At 59.4% G+C, this 17,250-nt stretch carries 16 protein-coding genes; 8 read left to right on the forward strand and 8 right to left on the reverse strand.

Features of this window, described 5'->3' with window-relative positions; genetic code table 11:
* Window positions 1–66: 66 nt before the first annotated feature.
* The 3 genes from K1567_RS02820 (at window position 67) to ahpF (ending at window position 3,394) form a co-directional block, all read left to right on the forward strand.
* Window positions 67–999: a site-specific integrase gene (locus K1567_RS02820; RefSeq protein WP_220698103.1), complete on the forward strand. Its 933-nt coding sequence runs from the start codon at window positions 67–69 to the stop codon at window positions 997–999.
* A gap of 133 nt (window positions 1,000–1,132) precedes the next feature.
* Window positions 1,133–1,696, forward strand: a complete 564-nt coding sequence (gene ahpC / locus K1567_RS02825; protein ID WP_003191303.1) for an alkyl hydroperoxide reductase subunit C — start codon at window positions 1,133–1,135, stop codon at window positions 1,694–1,696.
* 132 nt (window positions 1,697–1,828) lie between these two features.
* A complete protein-coding gene (gene ahpF / locus K1567_RS02830) occupies window positions 1,829–3,394 on the forward strand; it encodes an alkyl hydroperoxide reductase subunit F (RefSeq protein ID WP_220698104.1) in 1,566 nt (521 codons plus the stop codon).
* 53 nt (window positions 3,395–3,447) lie between these two features.
* Here ahpF and gloA read toward each other — a convergent pair whose 3' ends face one another.
* The gene (gloA, locus tag K1567_RS02835; RefSeq protein ID WP_047882175.1) at window positions 3,448–3,969 is read right to left on the reverse strand and encodes a lactoylglutathione lyase; all 522 of its coding nucleotides are present in this window, start codon (window positions 3,967–3,969) and stop codon (window positions 3,448–3,450) included.
* Between the two features lie 195 nt (window positions 3,970–4,164).
* Between gloA and K1567_RS02840 the strand changes: the two genes are divergently transcribed.
* On the forward strand, window positions 4,165–4,701 hold the full coding sequence (locus tag K1567_RS02840) for a DUF4946 domain-containing protein (protein ID WP_040268397.1): 537 nt from the start codon (window positions 4,165–4,167) through the stop codon (window positions 4,699–4,701).
* A 111-nt stretch (window positions 4,702–4,812) separates the two neighbouring features.
* On the opposite strand, the gene K1567_RS02845 is transcribed toward K1567_RS02840, so the two are convergent.
* Window positions 4,813–5,175, reverse strand: a complete 363-nt coding sequence (locus K1567_RS02845; protein ID WP_034097985.1) for a histone-like nucleoid-structuring protein, MvaT/MvaU family — start codon at window positions 5,173–5,175, stop codon at window positions 4,813–4,815.
* A 190-nt stretch (window positions 5,176–5,365) separates the two neighbouring features.
* Entirely contained in the window at window positions 5,366–6,922 is a 1,557-nt protein-coding gene (locus K1567_RS02850) for an EAL domain-containing protein (protein WP_220698105.1), read from the reverse strand.
* A gap of 448 nt (window positions 6,923–7,370) precedes the next feature.
* On the opposite strand from K1567_RS02850, the gene hppD reads away from it, so the two are divergent.
* Window positions 7,371–8,447, forward strand: coding sequence for a 4-hydroxyphenylpyruvate dioxygenase (hppD, locus tag K1567_RS02855; protein ID WP_034097982.1), 1,077 nt, complete (start codon window positions 7,371–7,373; stop codon window positions 8,445–8,447).
* A gap of 63 nt (window positions 8,448–8,510) precedes the next feature.
* Here the strand turns inward: hppD and rarD are convergent, their stop codons facing one another.
* The 3 genes from rarD to K1567_RS02870 all read right to left on the reverse strand — a co-directional run bounded on the left by rarD (window position 8,511) and on the right by K1567_RS02870 (window position 11,329).
* A complete protein-coding gene (gene rarD, locus K1567_RS02860) occupies window positions 8,511–9,392 on the reverse strand; it encodes an EamA family transporter RarD (RefSeq protein WP_220698106.1) in 882 nt (293 codons plus the stop codon).
* Window positions 9,393–9,515: 123 nt separating this feature from the next.
* Window positions 9,516–10,523 carry an aldo/keto reductase gene (locus tag K1567_RS02865; protein ID WP_034113774.1) on the reverse strand — a complete coding sequence of 336 codons (1,008 nt, stop codon included), beginning with the start codon at window positions 10,521–10,523 and terminating at the stop codon, window positions 9,516–9,518.
* Window positions 10,524–10,624: 101 nt separating this feature from the next.
* Complete coding sequence (locus K1567_RS02870) at window positions 10,625–11,329, reverse strand: SDR family oxidoreductase (RefSeq protein WP_047882176.1); 705 nt, start codon at window positions 11,327–11,329, stop codon at window positions 10,625–10,627.
* A gap of 100 nt (window positions 11,330–11,429) precedes the next feature.
* Between K1567_RS02870 and K1567_RS02875 the strand changes: the two genes are divergently transcribed.
* On the forward strand, window positions 11,430–12,347 hold the full coding sequence (locus K1567_RS02875; protein WP_220698107.1) for a LysR family transcriptional regulator: 918 nt from the start codon (window positions 11,430–11,432) through the stop codon (window positions 12,345–12,347).
* 52 nt (window positions 12,348–12,399) lie between these two features.
* Here K1567_RS02875 and K1567_RS02880 read toward each other — a convergent pair whose 3' ends face one another.
* A complete protein-coding gene (locus K1567_RS02880) occupies window positions 12,400–13,248 on the reverse strand; it encodes a hypothetical protein (protein ID WP_034097974.1) in 849 nt (282 codons plus the stop codon).
* Window positions 13,249–13,401: 153 nt separating this feature from the next.
* Entirely contained in the window at window positions 13,402–14,712 is a 1,311-nt protein-coding gene (locus K1567_RS02885; protein WP_220698108.1) for an MFS transporter, read from the reverse strand.
* Window positions 14,713–14,872: 160 nt separating this feature from the next.
* Between K1567_RS02885 and K1567_RS02890 the strand changes: the two genes are divergently transcribed.
* Together K1567_RS02890 and K1567_RS02895 are read left to right on the forward strand one after the other, a co-directional pair.
* Complete coding sequence (locus K1567_RS02890) at window positions 14,873–15,979, forward strand: sugar diacid recognition domain-containing protein (protein ID WP_034097970.1); 1,107 nt, start codon at window positions 14,873–14,875, stop codon at window positions 15,977–15,979.
* Window positions 15,980–16,070: 91 nt separating this feature from the next.
* The gene (locus K1567_RS02895; protein ID WP_220698109.1) at window positions 16,071–17,213 is read left to right on the forward strand and encodes a glycerate kinase; all 1,143 of its coding nucleotides are present in this window, start codon (window positions 16,071–16,073) and stop codon (window positions 17,211–17,213) included.
* Window positions 17,214–17,250: the final 37 nt, after the last annotated feature.

Genomic DNA, 17,250 nt, shown 5'->3' on the forward strand with positions numbered 1-17,250 from the left:
GTATTATCCCGCGTCATGCGCGTCTCCAGCGCAAATGTCCCCGCTTCCAGTACGAATAGGCCCTCCATGAGCGATCTGGATCGATACCTCAACGCCGCCACTCGCGATAACACGCGCCGTAGCTACCGCGCGGCCATTGAACATTTTGAAGTGAGCTGGGGCGGCTTTCTGCCGGCCACCAGCGACAGCGTGGCGCGCTACCTGGTCGCGCACGCGGGTGTGCTGGCGGTCAATACCTTGAAGTTGCGGCTCTCGGCGTTGGCGCAGTGGCATACCAGCCAAGGCTTTCCTGATCCGACCAAGGCGCCGGTGGTGCGTAAGGTGCTCAAGGGCATCCGTGCGGTGCACCCGGCGCGGGAAAAGCAAGCCGAGCCGCTGCAACTCCAACAGTTGGAGCAGGTGGTGGCATTTCTTGAGCAGGAGGTGCAGGAGGCGAGCGAGTCCCAGGACACGGCACGGCTGCTGCGGGCCACGCGCGACAGGGCGTTGATCCTGCTGGGCTTCTGGCGTGGCTTTCGCAGTGACGAGCTATGCCGCTTGCAAGTGGAGCATGTGCAGGTCACACCGGGGGCCGGTATCAGCCTATATGTGCCGCGCAGCAAAAGTGATCGCGACAACCTGGGCAAGACCTACCACACCCCGGCTCTGCTGCGCCTGTGCCCAGTGCGGGCCTATGGCGATTGGCTGAGTACGGCGGCGTTGGTGCGCGGACCGGTGTTTCGTGGTATCGACCGCTGGGGCAATGTAGGGGAGGAGGGCTTGCATCCCAACAGCGTCATCCCGCTGCTGCGCCAGGCACTTGAGCGCGCCGGCATCCCGGCCGAGCACTACACCAGCCATTCGCTGCGGCGGGGGTTCGCTACGTGGGCCCATCGCAATGGCTGGGATATGAAGTCATTGATGAGTTATGTCGGCTGGAACGACATGAAATCCGCCATGCGCTATGTTGAAGCGACGCCCTTTCTTGGTATGACGCTGGCTAATCAGCCATTGATTTAAGTTTTCTTCTATTAATAGGGTGACCTGATAGGGAAAACCAATCACCAGCATCAGGTTTGCCAATGAGCCATCTATCGAGAGACTGGGTAGGATTCACCTCATCAACTTCTTAACCCCTGACGGAGAGTCAACGATGCCTATCATCAACAGCCAAGTAAAACCGTTTAAAGCCACTGCGTTCAAAAACGGCAGCTTCGTAGATGTGACCGACGCTGACCTGAAAGGCAAATGGTCTGTGGTGTTCTTCTACCCAGCCGACTTCACCTTCGTTTGCCCAACCGAGCTGGAAGACCTGGCCGACAACTACGCCGAATTCCAGAAACTGGGCGTCGAGATCTACAGCGTGTCCACCGACACCCACTTTGCCCACGCAGCCTGGCACAACACTTCGCCAGCCATCGGCAAAATCCAGTACACCATGATCGGCGACCCAACCCTGACCATCTCCCGCAACTTCGACGTGCTGATCGAAGAAGCTGGCCTGGCAGACCGTGGCACTTTCGTGATCAACCCGGAAGGCCAGATCAAAATCGTTGAACTCAACGACGGCGGTGTTGGCCGTGACGCTTCCGAGCTGCTGCGCAAAATCAAGGCCGCTCAGTACGTTGCCGCTCACCCGGGTGAAGTGTGCCCAGCCAAGTGGAAAGAAGGCGAGGCCACTCTGGCTCCGTCCCTGGACCTGGTCGGCAAGATCTAAGTCTGTGAAGTCTCTAGGGCGGGTTTCCGCACCTGTGAAGTAAGCTGCAACCGCCCTCAAAACGCCCGGGCGAGATTCGCTCGGGCGTTTTTTTTCGACTGTAATAAACCGAATGAACAGGAAATCGCCCGTATGTTGGACGCCAATCTTAAAGCTCAGTTGAAGTCATACCTGGAACGGGTCACCCAGCCGATCGAGATCGTCGCCTCCCTCGACGACGGTGCGAAATCCCAGGAAATGCTGGCTCTTTTACAAGACGTAACCAGCCTTACCACGCTGATTACGCTGAAAACCGATGGTGACGATGGGCGTAAGCCGTCGTTCTCCATCAACCGCCCGGGTGCCGAGATCAGCCTGCGTTTTGCCGGTATCCCCATGGGCCATGAATTCACTTCGTTGGTGCTGGCCCTGCTGCAAGTCGGTGGCCACCCGTCGAAGGCCAGTGTCGAAGTGATTGAACAGATCCGCGCCCTCAAAGGCGAGTTCAGCTTCGAGACGTACTTCTCGCTGTCCTGCCAGAACTGCCCGGATGTGGTCCAGGCGCTGAACCTGATGGCAGTGCTCAACCCGAATATCCGCCACGTTGCTATCGACGGTGCGCTGTTTCAGGCTGAAGTCGATGAGCGCCAGATCATGGCGGTGCCCAGCGTTTACCTCAACGGGGTCAACTTTGGCCAGGGCCGCATGGGTCTGGAAGAAATCCTCGCCAAGCTCGACACCAGCGGCGCCGAAAAAGCCGCTGAGAAAATCAGCGCTAAAGACGCCTTTGATGTGCTGGTGGTCGGCGGTGGCCCAGCGGGCTCCTCGGCGGCTATCTATGCTGCGCGTAAAGGCATTCGTACCGGTGTTGCCGCCGAGCGTTTCGGTGGTCAGGTGCTGGACACCATGTCCATCGAAAACTTTATCTCGGTACAGGACACCGAAGGGCCGAAACTGGCCAGTGCTTTGGAAGCCCATGTGCGTCAGTACGACGTGGACATCATGAACCTGCAGCGTGCCAGCAGCCTGATCCCGGCAAAAAATGCCGGCGAACTGCACGAGATCCGCTTCGAAAGCGGCGCGACCCTCAAGTCCAAGACGGTGATTCTGGCCACTGGTGCACGCTGGCGCGAAATGGGTGTGCCGGGCGAGCAGGAATACAAGGCCAAGGGCGTGTGTTTCTGCCCACACTGCGACGGCCCGCTGTTCAAGGGCAAACGTGTGGCAGTGATCGGCGGCGGCAACTCCGGCGTCGAAGCGGCCATCGATCTGGCGGGTATTGTTAGCCACGTTACGCTGCTGGAATTCGACAGCAAGTTGCGCGCCGATGCAGTCCTGCAGCGTAAGCTGTACAGCCTGCCGAATGTGGACGTGATCACCAGTGCGTTGACCAGCGAAGTGAAAGGCGATGGGCAGAAAGTCACCGGCCTAGCGTACAAAGATCGCGACAGCGGCGAGTTCAAGACTCTCGACCTGGAAGGTATCTTCGTACAGATCGGCCTGCTGCCCAACACCGATTGGCTCAAAGGCACGGTGGAGCTGACGCCGCGTGGCGAGATCATCGTCGATGCCCGTGGCGAGACCTCACTGCCTGGCGTGTTTGCCGCCGGCGACGTCACTACTGTGCCGTATAAGCAGATCGTGATCGCCGTGGGCGAGGGCGCCAAGGCCTCCTTGAGCGCATTCGACCACCTGATCCGCACCTCCGCGCCAGCATAAATACAGGCCCGGAAATGCAAAACCCCATGAGCGATCATGGGGTTTTTTTTCGTTTACATCGGTGCGGGTTGAATAATCTCGACCCAGTAACCGTCCGGGTCTTTGATAAATGCCAGGCTTTTCATGCGGCCATCGGTCAGACGTTTCTGGAAGTCACAGCCCAGGGCTTCGAAACGCTCGCAGGCGGCAACGATGTCCGGTACCGAGATGCAGATATGGCCAAAGCCACGCGGATCGGTGTTGCCGTTATGGTAGGCAAAGTCCGCATCGTTTTCGGTGCCGTGGTTGTGGGTCAGTTCCAGGATGCCGGGAATCGACTTCATCCACTGAGTACGCTCGGCCGCGTCGGCCGGGATCTGGGATTTATCCACCAGCGCCAGGAAGTACAGGCTGAATTCAGCTTCCGGGAAGTCGCGCTTTTCAACCAGGGAGAACCCCAGGACGCGGGTGTAGAAATCCAGCGAGCGGGTGATGTCCTTGACCCGCAGCATGGTGTGGTTGAACACGAAGTTCGTGGTGGCGGTTTCAGGCTGGGCGGTGACGCCCGGGAAAGTGTTCAGTTCGTGCAGGCTCATGGGCCCTCCAGAAAAAAATGGGGCAAACGCGACTCCAGCGTGGAGTGCTCCCTTGGCTTGCGGCAAGCATTTATGCAGCTGGGCCATGATACGCAAGGCCCGTCCGCCGCGCCAAATGAAAAAGCCCGCGTAGGCCTTGCGACCGGTAGGTGGCGGGCCTCACACTTTGCCGCTGGTCCCTGGGGTGTTTTCGCAATGATTGACTGTCGTAAACCGCTGTTGATTGCTGTATGTGTGCTGTTGACCAGTCAGTGGGTGTTGGCTGGCGAGCCGGAAGTTCATTGGCCCAGCGGCTGGCAAATCGAAGAGGTGACGCCCGATGGCGATGCTCCCGTCAGCGCTAAGGCCGTGTCCCGACAGCGGGCGATCAAGAATGACGAGAATGGCCAGACTTTGATGGTCATGGAACTGACCGCTACGCCGATAGAAGCGGGACATAAAGTTAATCTTCAAGGCGTTTTGCTGGAGATGCGTAAGTCTATTCAAAAAGACTTCGCCAAAGGCGGCTATCAAAGCGTGTGCACCAAGATGCACCCTACGACCTTGAGCCGCCTCGACGCACTGGAAACTACTTGCGTGATCACCGAGAACGGGCGGCATGTGTTGTCACAAACATTGGTGGGTGCGGTCGATACTGACAAAGCATATGTATTTTCATACGCCGGCCAAGCCCAAGCCTATGACACAAGCAAGAACGAAGTCAGTTCGGTGCGCGATAGCCTGAAACTCTAAGCATGTGCGACGAACGTTTTTGAACAAAATGAACTTTTATTTAAGTCCGCTTGTGAACCCTTGAATAACAAAAGCCCCGCATGTGCGGGGCTTTTTATTAGTGCGTGTGGATCACTTGCGCAGCCAGGATTCAACGGTTTCCGCGCCGTGCTCTTCTTTCCAGGCTTTGAGGCCACGGTGGTTGCCACCTTTGGTTTCGATCAGTTCGCCGGTATGCGGGTTCTGGTAAACCTTGACCACGCGTGCGCGGCGCTGTTTAGGCGCGGAGGCGACCGCGCTGGCCTTGCTCAGGCTAGGATCCAGGATTGCGATGATATCGCGCAGGCTCTTGCCGTAGGTCTTCATCAGCCCTTGGAGTTTTTCTTCGAATTCGATTTCTTTCTTCAGGCTAGCGTCGTTCTTCAAGGACTCCAGCTGGGCCAGTTGCTCTTGAAGGGCTCTTTCTGCTGCGCGAAATTCGGCGAGTTTGGACAAAATCGGTACTCCAATAGTGTAGTTGGCTGATATCAACTGGGAAAAAAGCTCCAACCCAAGCGCTTTAAGGTGACTCTAAGACTCTAAGAAGAAGCATCCTGCGAGTTCAGCACAGGCAAGAAAAATTGTAGTAGTTAATCCGTCACGAGTAAATCATGTCCTTTGTCTCAGTAACATTATTTGCGCATCACTAATGCATGACTATTGAATCGCTGGCCAAGGATTTAATGAATTCATCGCACGGTAAGGGTCTGCCGAACAGGTAGCCTTGAAGATAGTCTACCCCGCGAGCGGCCAGGTATTCACACTGCTGCGCTGTTTCGACCCCCTCGGCGACAATGCCCAAATCGAGCTTGCCAGATAACTCTATGATGCTGTCCAGAATATGGCTGGAGAGTGCATCCACGCCGATCATGGCGACAAAGCTCTGATCGATCTTCAAGTAGTCCACATTGAAGTTGCGCAAATAGCCTAGGCTGGAATGGCCGGTGCCGAAATCATCAATGGCGATCATCACCCCAAGCTCATGCAAGGCGTCGAACAGGCGTCGCGTGACGTCGGTGGGCTCGATCAACTCGCGTTCGGTCAGCTCCAACACCAGAATGACCTGGCCGGGGACGAATGCGGCGAGGAATTCACGGCAGTCGTCCACTAGTTGCAGATCCTGGCAGTGGCGCGCGGTAATGTTCACACCGATATGAAACCCCGGCGCAAAGCGCGAGGCATGAGGCGCCAATTGAGCGGCGGTCTGCCAGAGCAGGGCGCGGGTCATGGGCACGATCAGGCCGCTATCCTCGGCCAGCGGAATGAACAGATCCGGCCGAACCAAGCCCTCCTTGGGGTGCTGCCAGCGCATCAGCACTTCACAGCCGGCCCATTCGCGGGTATCGCCGCGCACCACGGGTTGAAAATAAGGAATGAACTCATTGGCGCCCAACGCCCGTTGCAGCTCATGGGTCGGTGCCGAGGAGCGCTTTTGCAGCCAATGGGCGAATAGGCCCGCCAACATGCCAAAAAACACCACCAGGCTGAACAGCGCAGGATAGCGAGCTTGCATATATCGCCACACTTCACCCGCTGGCATGCCGGCGTCGACGCTGTAGTGATAACGCTTCGACACCAGGTGGTGATGAGCCACCGCAAATACCGGTGGCAGTGTCTCGTGGACCCGGCCTTGATCGTCGAGCCAGTGCGGCCCGACCTGCAGGATCAATTGCGCATACCGGCTGATCAGGCGCAGCGCGTTGGTCAGGTGGTACCCGTCTATGGAGGCGAACGCGGCCTTGTCGCCGTCTACCAGGCGGTAGACCAGCAGCGCTGTGTCAGGCGTGACCGGGTTGCCATTCATCAACCAAAGGCGCCCGTCTACGTAATCGTCTGGATTGACCGGCGAGACGTGGTCACCGCCGAACAGTGACGTGCAATAGATATTCTTTTGCCAGGACAAGGTGGTCGCCCGCACGAATGGCCGGCGTGTCACTTGCTCACGCAACGCCAACTGCGTGCCGTTGTCGCACGGTTGCCCGGCCAGGGGCAGCAGCGATTGGGCGGCGAGGGAGGTGTTGTCGAGCATCAGATCGAACTGGCGCACGGCTTCCTGCGCTGTCTGCGCACTACTTTGCTCCAAAGTGCGTTCGGCCTGCCAATGCAGAATAAGCACGCCTAGCAGGATCGGCTGCAGCGCGCATATTAGGCTGATGCAGTAACGGGTGATCGGCTTTCGAGGGCCTTGGACACTGAGAGGCATGGGTTCTGGGGCCTATTGCGCAGAGAGCGTGACCGGCGAAACGCTCGGTAATGCTCCGATGATAGATGGCTGGGTTCGAATATGCTCGCGTGATCCAGGCTTCGTGCGTTGTCGATATTGGCCAGGTGGTTGACGTATCTACCTGTGCAACAAACCTCTTGCACGCGCCAGGGCAATGGGGATTTGATAAGAGTACGGACAAACCAGGTTACGCTGTGTAGAATCGATTTACGCATACAAGAATATGACTTGCGCTCACGCAAGCCTAAAGCCGTCAGAGACTGATGTAACCATGAAGCGACTCGGCTCCCCCCTCATCTTTGGTGACTTCCTCGCCCGCAGCGTGCGAGGCCTGTCCTGCGCGCCACCCCTGCACCTCATCCTTGCTGGCAATTGATTTTTCTTTAATCAGACTCTTTATTTCAAAGAGCAGGATGAGGCACCGAACATGACCGACCAACACGCAAACCCAATGGGCCTGATGGGCTTTGAGTTCATCGAATTCGCATCGCCGACGCCCGGCACCCTGGAGCCGATCTTCGAGATCATGGGGTTCAGCAAAGTCGCCACCCACCGCTCCAAGAATGTGCACTTGTATCGCCAGGGCGAGATCAATCTGATCCTCAACAACGAGCCCAACAGTATCGCCTCCTACTTTGCCGCAGAGCACGGCCCGTCGGTGTGCGGCATGGCGTTCCGCGTCAAGGACTCCCAGAAAGCCTACAACCGCGCACTGGAACTGGGCGCGCAGCCGATCCATATCGAAACTGGCCCGATGGAGCTTAACCTGCCGGCGATCAAAGGCATCGGCGGCGCGCCGCTGTACCTGATCGATCGTTTCGGTGAAGGCAGTTCGATCTACGACATCGACTTCGTCTTTCTCGACGGCGTAGACCGCAACCCGCAAGGCGCCGGTCTCAAGGTTATCGACCACCTGACCCACAACGTCTACCGCGGGCGCATGGTGTACTGGGCCAACTTCTACGAGAAGCTGTTCAACTTCCGTGAGGCGCGTTACTTCGACATCAAAGGCGAGTACACCGGCCTGACCTCCAAGGCCATGAGCGCTCCGGACGGTATGATCCGCATCCCGCTGAACGAAGAATCGTCCAAGGGCGCCGGGCAGATCGAAGAGTTCCTCATGCAGTTCAACGGCGAGGGCATCCAGCATGTGGCGTTCCTCACCGATGACCTGGTCAAGACGTGGGATGCGTTGAAGAAAATCGGTATGCGCTTTATGACCGCGCCACCGGACACCTACTACGAAATGCTCGAAGGTCGCTTGCCGAACCATGGCGAGCCGGTGGACCAGTTGCAGGCCCGTGGAATCCTGTTGGACGGTTCTTCGATCGAGGGCGACAAGCGTCTGCTGTTGCAGATCTTCTCGGAAACCCTGATGGGCCCGGTGTTCTTCGAGTTTATTCAACGCAAGGGCGACGACGGTTTCGGCGAAGGCAACTTCAAAGCCTTGTTCGAATCCATCGAGCGTGATCAGGTTCGGCGCGGTGTGTTGACCACCGACTGAACCCACGCGTAGAAAAAAGCCCGACCAGAGTTGACCCTGGTCGGGCTTTTTAGCGCCTGCGTGTTACGGCTGGCGCTGGCGTACCAAATGCTTGAACCCTTCAAACACCAGCACCATGACCGCGATCCAGATCGGAATGTAGGTCAGCCATTGGCCCGCCTTGATCCCTTCGCCCAGCAGCAGCGCCACTACCAGCAACAGCACCGGCTCGACATAACTGAGCAGGCCGAACAGGCTGAAAGCCAGCAAACGACTGGCGATGATGTAGCTCACCAGTGCCGAGGCGCTGATCAGGCCGAGGATCGGAATCAGCGCATAGAGTTTCGGTTGCGCATCCATCACTGCAAAGCCCTGTTCGCCGCTCTGCACGAACCACCAGGCCACGGGCAGCATAAGCGCCATGTCCAGCCACAGGCCGCCCAAATGATCGGTCTTGAGGTATTTGCGCGCAATGAAGTAAAGCGGGTAACCGATGATCACCACCAACGTCGCCCAGGAGAAACCACCGGCCTGGTACAGCTCGTTCAGCACGCCGAGGGCAGCGAAAAACACCGCGATCTTTTGCAGATACGACAATTGTTCGCCCCATACCAGGCGCCCGGTCAGCACCATGGTCAGCGGCAGCAGGAAATAACCCACCGACACATCCAGGCTGCGGCCATTGAGAGGCGCCCACATGAACAGCCACAATTGCACCCCCAACAGGGCCGACGACACCACCACGCCAGCGATCAAACGCGGCTCGGCCGCCAACCTGCGCAGCAGTTCTTGGACTTGCCGCCATTCGCCGCTGACCGCCATGAACACTGTCATGCATGGCACGGTCAACAACATGCGCCAGCCGAAAATCTCCAGGCCGCTCAATGGCGTGAGCAAGGACGTGAAGTAATACATCACGGCAAACAACACCGAGGCCGACACCGATAACACCACACCTTTAGACACGCTGTCCTCGCCAAAACCGATTCAATCAAAAGAGGAGGGGATTATGGTGCTTTCGGCGCGCTACGGCTGCTCTGTTTTGGGGCAAATCGCACAAAAGTTTGCCGCGCTGCACTTTCAAAGCGCTTACAGCGGCGTCCGCCCCGACACAAAATGGCCTACATCGTTGAATCCCGGCGTAGACGAATGCCCCGGCGTCACCAGCGAATCGATGAACGCCTCATCTTCCGCCGTAATCTTCACCTGCAGCGCGCCGGTGTAGGCGTCCCATTGCGCCTCCGTGCGCGGCCCAACGATAGCTGAACTCACCGCGGCGTTGTTGAGCACCCAAGCGATGGCGAATTCCACCATGCCCACGCCGCGCCCTTGGGTGTACTGCTGGATCTGCTGGGCGATGCGCAGCGACTCCACGCGCCATTCGGTTTCCAGGATGCGCTTGTCCTGACGCGCGGCACGGCTGCCGGCCTCAGGGGTAACGTCCGGCGCGTATTTGCCGCTGAGCACACCGCGCGCCAGCGGGCTGTAGGGCACCACACCGAGGCCATAGGCTGCGGCAGCGGTAATCTGCTCGACCTCGGCCTGACGGTTGACGATGTTATACAGCGGCTGGCTGATCACCGGTCTGTCCACCCCCAGGCGCTCTGCCACGCGAATGACCTCGGCAATGCGCCAGCCACGGTAGTTGGACAGGCCCCAGTAACGGATCTTGCCCTGACGGATCAGGTCGCCGATGGCCGACACCGTTACTTCCAGCGGTGTGTGGTGGTCTTCACGATGCAGGTAGTAGATGTCCAGGTAATCCGTGTCGAGGCGGCTCAGGCTGGCGTCGAGGGCATTGAAAATCCGTTTGCGGCTCAGGCCACTGCGGTTGGGCAACCCATCCGGCGGGCCGAAACCGACCTTGGACGCCACCACCCAGTCCTGGCGCTGCCGGGCGATGGCTTCACCCACCAACTCTTCAGAGCGCCCGCCGGTGTACACATCCGCGGTGTCGATAAAGTTGATGCCCTGGTCCCAGGCCTTGTCGATGATGCGCAACGAGTCCTCGGTGTTGGTCTGTTCGCCAAACATCATGGTGCCCAGGGTGAGGGCGCTGACCTTCAAACCGGAGTGGCCCAGAGAACGATAAAGCATAGAGAACACCTCAATGTCGCGGGATAGAGCCTATGCAATACCAGATCGCGGCACCGCCGAACAAGCCGGTTATGGACATGAATGCGGTTTATGCCATCGCCTTACAGCAAACCGCCGCCGTCGATGTCGATCACGCTGCCGGTCATGAAGGCATTTTCCATGGCCAGTACATACCCGGCTGCTACTTCGTAAGCCTGTCCCACGCGTCCGACCGGCAAAGCGTGACCGACTTTGGCATACATGGCCTCGCGTTGATCTTCCGACAACCCCGCATACGCCGGTGTGTCGATCACGCCGGGGCTGACGACGTTGACCCGACGCGGTGCCAGCTCCTTGGCTAATTGTTTGCCCAGCGCTTCGGTCGCAGCGTTAATGCCGATTTTGATGAATTGCCCAGGCACTAACTTGCGCCCCAACTGCCCGGACGTAAGGACGATGCTCCCATGCTCATCGAGGAATGGCAGTGCCAGTTGGATAGCCCGCAAAGCGCCCCAGAGCTTGACGTTGAAATTGTCCTGGGCCAGTTGCAGGTCGGTGTCCTGAAGATTTTTCGCCTGTACGGCAGGGCCGGCGGTGTAAACCAAATGATCAAAGCGGCCCACGCTCTCGAACAGGCGTTGCAATGACGCATTATCCGTCACGTCCACAGGTTCGCTGCGCAGGCCGTTGTGGATCGCCGAAGACAGGCGTCGTCCAGCCAGCACCACCTGCGCGCCTAGTGACCTGGCCTGCTCGGCGACCGCCGCGCCGATGCCGCTGCTGCCGCCAATCACCACCACGGTTTTGCCATTGAGGGGAGATGTCATGGGTACTGCCTCGCATTAAAAAAGGGATATTCATCCTCTCAGCTTGGCAATGTCGGAAAAATAGCGGTAAATCGACAAGATCATTAAAGGATTTTTATCAGTGAGCTCGATTCTCGACCTTGAAGTCTTTGCCCGTACGGCGGATACCGGGAGCCTATCCGCCGCCGCACGCTCCCTTGGCCTGACACCCGCTGCCGCGAGCATTGCGCTCAAGCGTCTGGAAACACGCCTTGGCGTTCGCCTGCTGGCTCGCTCTACGCGCAGCATGCGCCTGACTGAAGAGGGCCGCTGTTACCTGGACAGCGTGCGCCTGGCGCTCGCCGCTTTGTCTGAAGGGGAACAAGGGCTGAAGCGGCACGGCGAAGGCTTGAACGGTGTACTGCAACTGGCCGCTCCCTCGGATTTTGGGCGCACGGTTTTGCTGGGATGGTTGGATGACTTCAAGCAACAGCACCCCCATATCCGCCTGCAGTTACTGCTTAACGATAAGAACGCCGACCTGTTCCGCGAGACCGTGGATATTGCCCTGCGCTTTGGCGTGCCGAATGATTCCAGCCTGGTGGCTTTACCGATCGTAGCGCACCACCACCGCGTGGCCTGCGCCAGCCCTGCGTACTTGGCCCGACACGGGACCCCTCGTGAGCCTGCCGATCTGGCGCAGCACAGCGCGCTGATTTACATGCGCCATGGCCGCCCCAACAACACATGGAGCTTTCGCAAAGGAGATGTGGTGCAGGAAGTGCCCGTGCATAGCGATTATTTGTGCGACGACGGTGAAGTGGCGCGGCGGTGGGCGCTGGCGGGGCATGGGGTGACCTATAAAGCTGGGCTGGATGTAGTAAGGGACATAAGGGCCGGCCGTTTGGTGCCGTTGTTCGAGGGCTGGCAAGGTGAGCCCGCGCCGCTGAACCTCATGTGTCCCCATCGCGCGCAAGTGTCGGAAAGAGTCAAAGTGTTCCAGGCATTTTTGCAGCAACGCTGCCATGCGCTGTTGAACGACGTACGAAATGATCAATAAGGACGTCCAGGCCACATCCTTATTCAAACATCCTCGTCAGTCGGTGAACCGCTCAGCCTGGGGCTTGGCCGTAGTCCTGAATATTCAGTTGGCCTTTGGCTGAACAAACCGGCAAGGGGGGATGATTGAATTCAACCTTGAAGTCCGCGATCGCGTGTCCGGCATGTGGCATTTTTTTGATGGTGAGTTGACCGCTGGTTGCATACAGATGCTGAAAGCCAATCAGGTTTGTCAAAATCCCGATCCGTGGATCGTCCAGGACGATTTTGTATGTGCCCTCTCTGACTTTGGTATCAATTTGCACGGCGAAGAAATACTCGGTGTCGGGGAAAACACGGGACCACCCTAGGATGTTGTAGTACGGGGCGACACCCAAGTGCTCAAACGTATTGACGGCCAGGTTTTCAGCCTTGAATGAGGGCATAGGCAGTATCCCGCCACTGAGCTCAACCTCGAATTTCCCGTTGCCGTTATGTACGTCACAGGTGCCTCGGGACACCATCAACTGAGCTTCCGGTTGGTTATAGGGCTGGGCGGTAAAATTGAACGTTGCGACGATACGGTTTTTCCTCAAGGTGACGGTAATTTCACCTGATACGGCTACAAAGTTGGTGTTGGCGGTAAATATTGCCGCAGAGGCCGTAGTCACTTTGCGTGTGCCGTCGAAGCTGTATGTATGGGGCTTGCCATTGTCGCGAAGGCTCAAGGGCAGCAAGCAGGTGAGCTCGACACTGGGTTGAGAACCCACTGCACTCTGACGTGCGGTAATAACCCATTGGACATGGGTCTTTTCCAGCCTGACCGTGTCCGCTTTGAATGCCCGCGTGATCACGCCGGACATGTTCGCGCTGGCCGTGCCCTCGGCCAGATGCGAATTTCTGGGCAGTTGAAGAATCTCCATGACGCAGTCCTCATCCAAGTGGGTGGCGCCTGGAGTATGAGAACAAATAAAAGCAGCGGGTACTGTCAAGGTTGACAGGTTTAAAAAGCAAAAAGCTTATAACGGTTATGCGGGCTCAGGATGCACCAGCCCCGGTGCATCCTGAGTCATGGCTTATGTGCGCAATGAGCGAGTCATGCGCAGTGCCAATACACTGCCCGCCACAATCACCGCCGCCAGCAGGTACAGGGCCGTATCCGTGGAGCCGGTGGCATCTTTCACAAAGCCGACGATATATGGGCTGAGGAAACCTGCCATCTGGCCCATGGAGTTGATCAACGCCAGCCCACCGGCGGCGGCACCCGCGCTGAGCATCGCCGTCGGCACCGGCCAGAACATCGGCAGGCCGGTAAGCGCGCCCATGGTGGCGATGGTCAGGCCGAGGATCGCAATGGCCGGCGTGGTAGCGAAATTCACCGCGATCACCAGGCCCACCGCGCCCATCAGCATGGGCACGACCAAGTGCCAGCGCCGCTCTTTGCGCAGGTCGGCGGAGCGGCCCACCAGCAGCATAAACACTGCCGCCAGCAAATACGGGATCGCACTGAGCCAACCGATCACCAGGTTATCGCTGAACCCCAGGTTCTTGATGATTGACGGCAGCCAGAAGTTGATGGCGTACACGCCGCTCTGGATGCAGAAGTAGATCAGGCCAAATGCCCAGATCGCCGGGTTCTTGAACACTTCGGCGAGGGAGTCGCTGGTGGTCTTGGGCTTGTTCGCCAGGTCCGTGGCCTGGTCGCCTTCCAGCACCGCGCGTTCCTGGGGCGTGAGCCATTTGGCGTGGGCGAAACTGTCGCTGAGCAAGAAGTAGGCGAGGGCGCCCAGCACCACGGTGGGTATGCCTTGGAGCAGGAACATCCACTGCCAACCGGCCAGACCGCCCTGGCCGGCGGCGAAATGGTTGAGAATCCAGCCGGAAAACGGGCTGCCCAATAGGCCCGACACGGGGATCGCCGACATAAACAACGCCATGATCCGCCCGCGACGGAAGGTCGGGAACCACTGCGAGAGGTACAGCACTACGCCAGGGAAGAAGCCGGCTTCGGCCGCACCGGTAAACAGGCGCAAGGTGTAGAAGTGCGTCGGCGTGCTGACGAACAGCAGGCAGGTGGACAGCGTGCCCCACACGATCATCATCAAGGCGATCCAGCGCCTTGGGCCGAATTTGCTCAGCGCCAGGTTGCTCGGTACGCCGCACAGTACGTAACCGATAAAGAAGATCCCGGCCCCGAGGCCGTACACGGTTTCGCTGAACTTGAGGGCGTCGAGCATCTGCAGCTTGGCGAAGCCGACGTTGACGCGGTCGAGGTAGTTGAACAGGTAGCAGATAAAAATGAAGGGGATCAAGCGCAGGGTCACGCGCTTGTAGACAGCGTTTTTATCGTCATCGTTGGCCTGGGTGACAGCGGCGCTCTGTGACATGGCGTTCTCTCTTTATTATGATTTTTCGCGATGCGAAGGTAACGTTGATCGCCACAAGAGTCTCGGCCAGGTAGCTGGGGGCTGTCTTTGTGCTCGCGCACAGTGAACGTGCCTTTGCGCTGTGCCGATGACCAACCACGCCTTGCAGGAAGTTAACCCCATGTTCGAGCTGGATCATGACCTGGCGCAGGAGATCGTCGATCGCACCATGGCCATCCTGCCCTATAACGTCAACGTCATGGACAGCCAGGGTTTGATCCTGGGCAGCGGCGAGCCCGAGCGCATCAACACTCGCCATGAGGGCGCGCAATTGGTCTTGGCCAACGGTCGCGTGGTCGAAATCGACGGCCACACCGCCAAGCACCTCAAAGGCGTGCAGCCCGGCATCAACCTGCCGCTGATGCACGATCAACGCCTGATCGGTGTGCTGGGCATCACTGGTGAACCGCAACTGCTGCGTACCTACGCCGAACTGGTGCGCATGACCGCCGAGATGCTGGTCAGCCACCGTCACCAACAAGCCGAACAGCAATGGCGCCGCCAGCGGTGCGATGACCTGCTGGCGTTGTTACTCGCCGAATCCGGCGACTCGCCGCGCCTGGTCGACGAAGCCCAGCAACTGGGGCTCAAGCCACATCTGTCGCGTACGCCATACCTGTTCGAGCTGGGCGCGGGCGCCTCCGCGCAGGACCTTGGCGCCTGGCTGGCTGCGCGTTATCCCGACAGCTGGTGCGTCAGCTCGGCGCAGTTTTCATTGTTGTGGTGCCGACCGGCCGGGCTCCCGGTGGACAATCCCAAGCTGCTGGAAAAACTCGCCGGCCACGGCTGGCAGATCCAGCGTGTGGCGGTGGGCGGCCAGGCCGACGGGCTGGCCGGGCTGCGCCGTTGCTATCGGCGAGTCGGCGACCTGTTGGCCTATGGCCGGGACATCCTGCCCCACACGCAAGTGCTGACCCTCAATCGCTATCGCCTGCCGGTAATGCTGTGGCGTCATCGCAACGACGACGCCCTCGATGAATTGCTCAACCCGCTACGCAAAGTACTGGCCAAGGACGGCAACGGCCAATTACTGGCAACTTTGCGCAGTTGGTGCGAGCACGACGGGCAAAGCCAGGCGTGTGCCGACGCTTTGGGCATCCATCGCAACAGCCTGCGTTATCGCATGGAGCGCATCGCCGAACTCAGCGGTGTCGACCCGCTGACCCTCGATGGCATGCTCGCCTTGTACCTGGGCGTGCAGTTGCTGCCCCAGGATTTGTCGGAATGAACAACAAACCTGCGCCGCACTTGTGCATCGGACCGGCGTTATTGCCGCAGCCAACTGGCAGCATGGGCGTTATAAAAAACGGAGAACGCCCATGAAGATCATCATCGCCCCCGACTCGTTCAAGGACAGCCTGAGCGCCGCAGGCGTTGCCCAGGCGATTGTCGAGGGGTTGGCCCAGGTTTGGCCGGACGCGCAGATGATCCAGTGCCCGATGGCCGATGGTGGCGAAGGCACGGTGGACGCGGTGCTCGCCGCCTGCCACGGCGAGTTGCGCCGCCAGACCGTGCGCGGCCCGCTCGGCGCCCCGGTGGACGCACGCTGGGGCTGGTTGGCCGACAGCCACACCGCGATCATCGAAATGGCCGAAGCCAGCGGCTTGCAACTGCTGCCGCCGGACCAGCGCGACGCGTGCCGAACCACCACCTTCGGCACCGGTGAACTGATCCGCGCGGCGCTGGAGGCGGGGGCTCGGCGCATCATCCTGGCCATCGGCGGCAGCGCCACCAACGACGGTGGTGCGGGGGCGATGCAGGCCTTGGGTGTGCAATTGTTCGATGCCGACGACCAGCCCCTTCCACCTGGCGGCTTGGCCTTGGCGCAATTGGCGCGCATCAACCTGGACAGCCTTGACCCCCGCGTGGCCGAGGTGCGTTTCGAGATTGCTGCCGACGTCAATAACCCCCTCTGCGGCCCCCACGGCGCCTCGGCGATTTTCGGCCCGCAAAAAGGAGCGAGCCCGCAGCAGGTGCAACAGCTCGATGCTGCCCTCGGCCATTTTGCCGACATCTGCGCCAGGGTGCTGCCCACCGATGTGCGCGACGAACCCGGTAGCGGCGCCGCTGGCGGCCTGGGCTTCGCTGCCAAGGCGTTTCTCGGCGCCCAGTTCCGCGCGGGGGTGGAGGTGGTTGCCGACTTGGTGGGCCTGGATGCCGCCGTGCGCGGTGCTGATCTGGTCATCACCGGCGAAGGCCGCTTCGACGCCCAGACCCTGCGCGGTAAAACCCCGTTCGGCGTGGCCCGCATCGCCCGGCAACTCGGCGTACCGGTGATCGTCATCGCCGGCACCCTCGGTGAAGGCTACGAGCAGATGTACTCACACGGCGTCGACGCCGCCTTCGCCTTGCCCAGCGGGCCCATCAGCCTTGAGCAGGCGTGCAGCGAGGCACCGCGCTTGTTGCGCGAGCGGGCGGCGGATATTGCGCGGGTGTGGCGCGTGGCAACGAGCGGCCGATAGGAGCAACCGGCGTTGCCGTGACAGATCTGTCGATAAT

It is taken from the genome of Pseudomonas sp. S5F11 (genome assembly GCF_019641515.1).
GTDB lineage: Bacteria > Pseudomonadota > Gammaproteobacteria > Pseudomonadales > Pseudomonadaceae > Aquipseudomonas > Aquipseudomonas rhodesiae.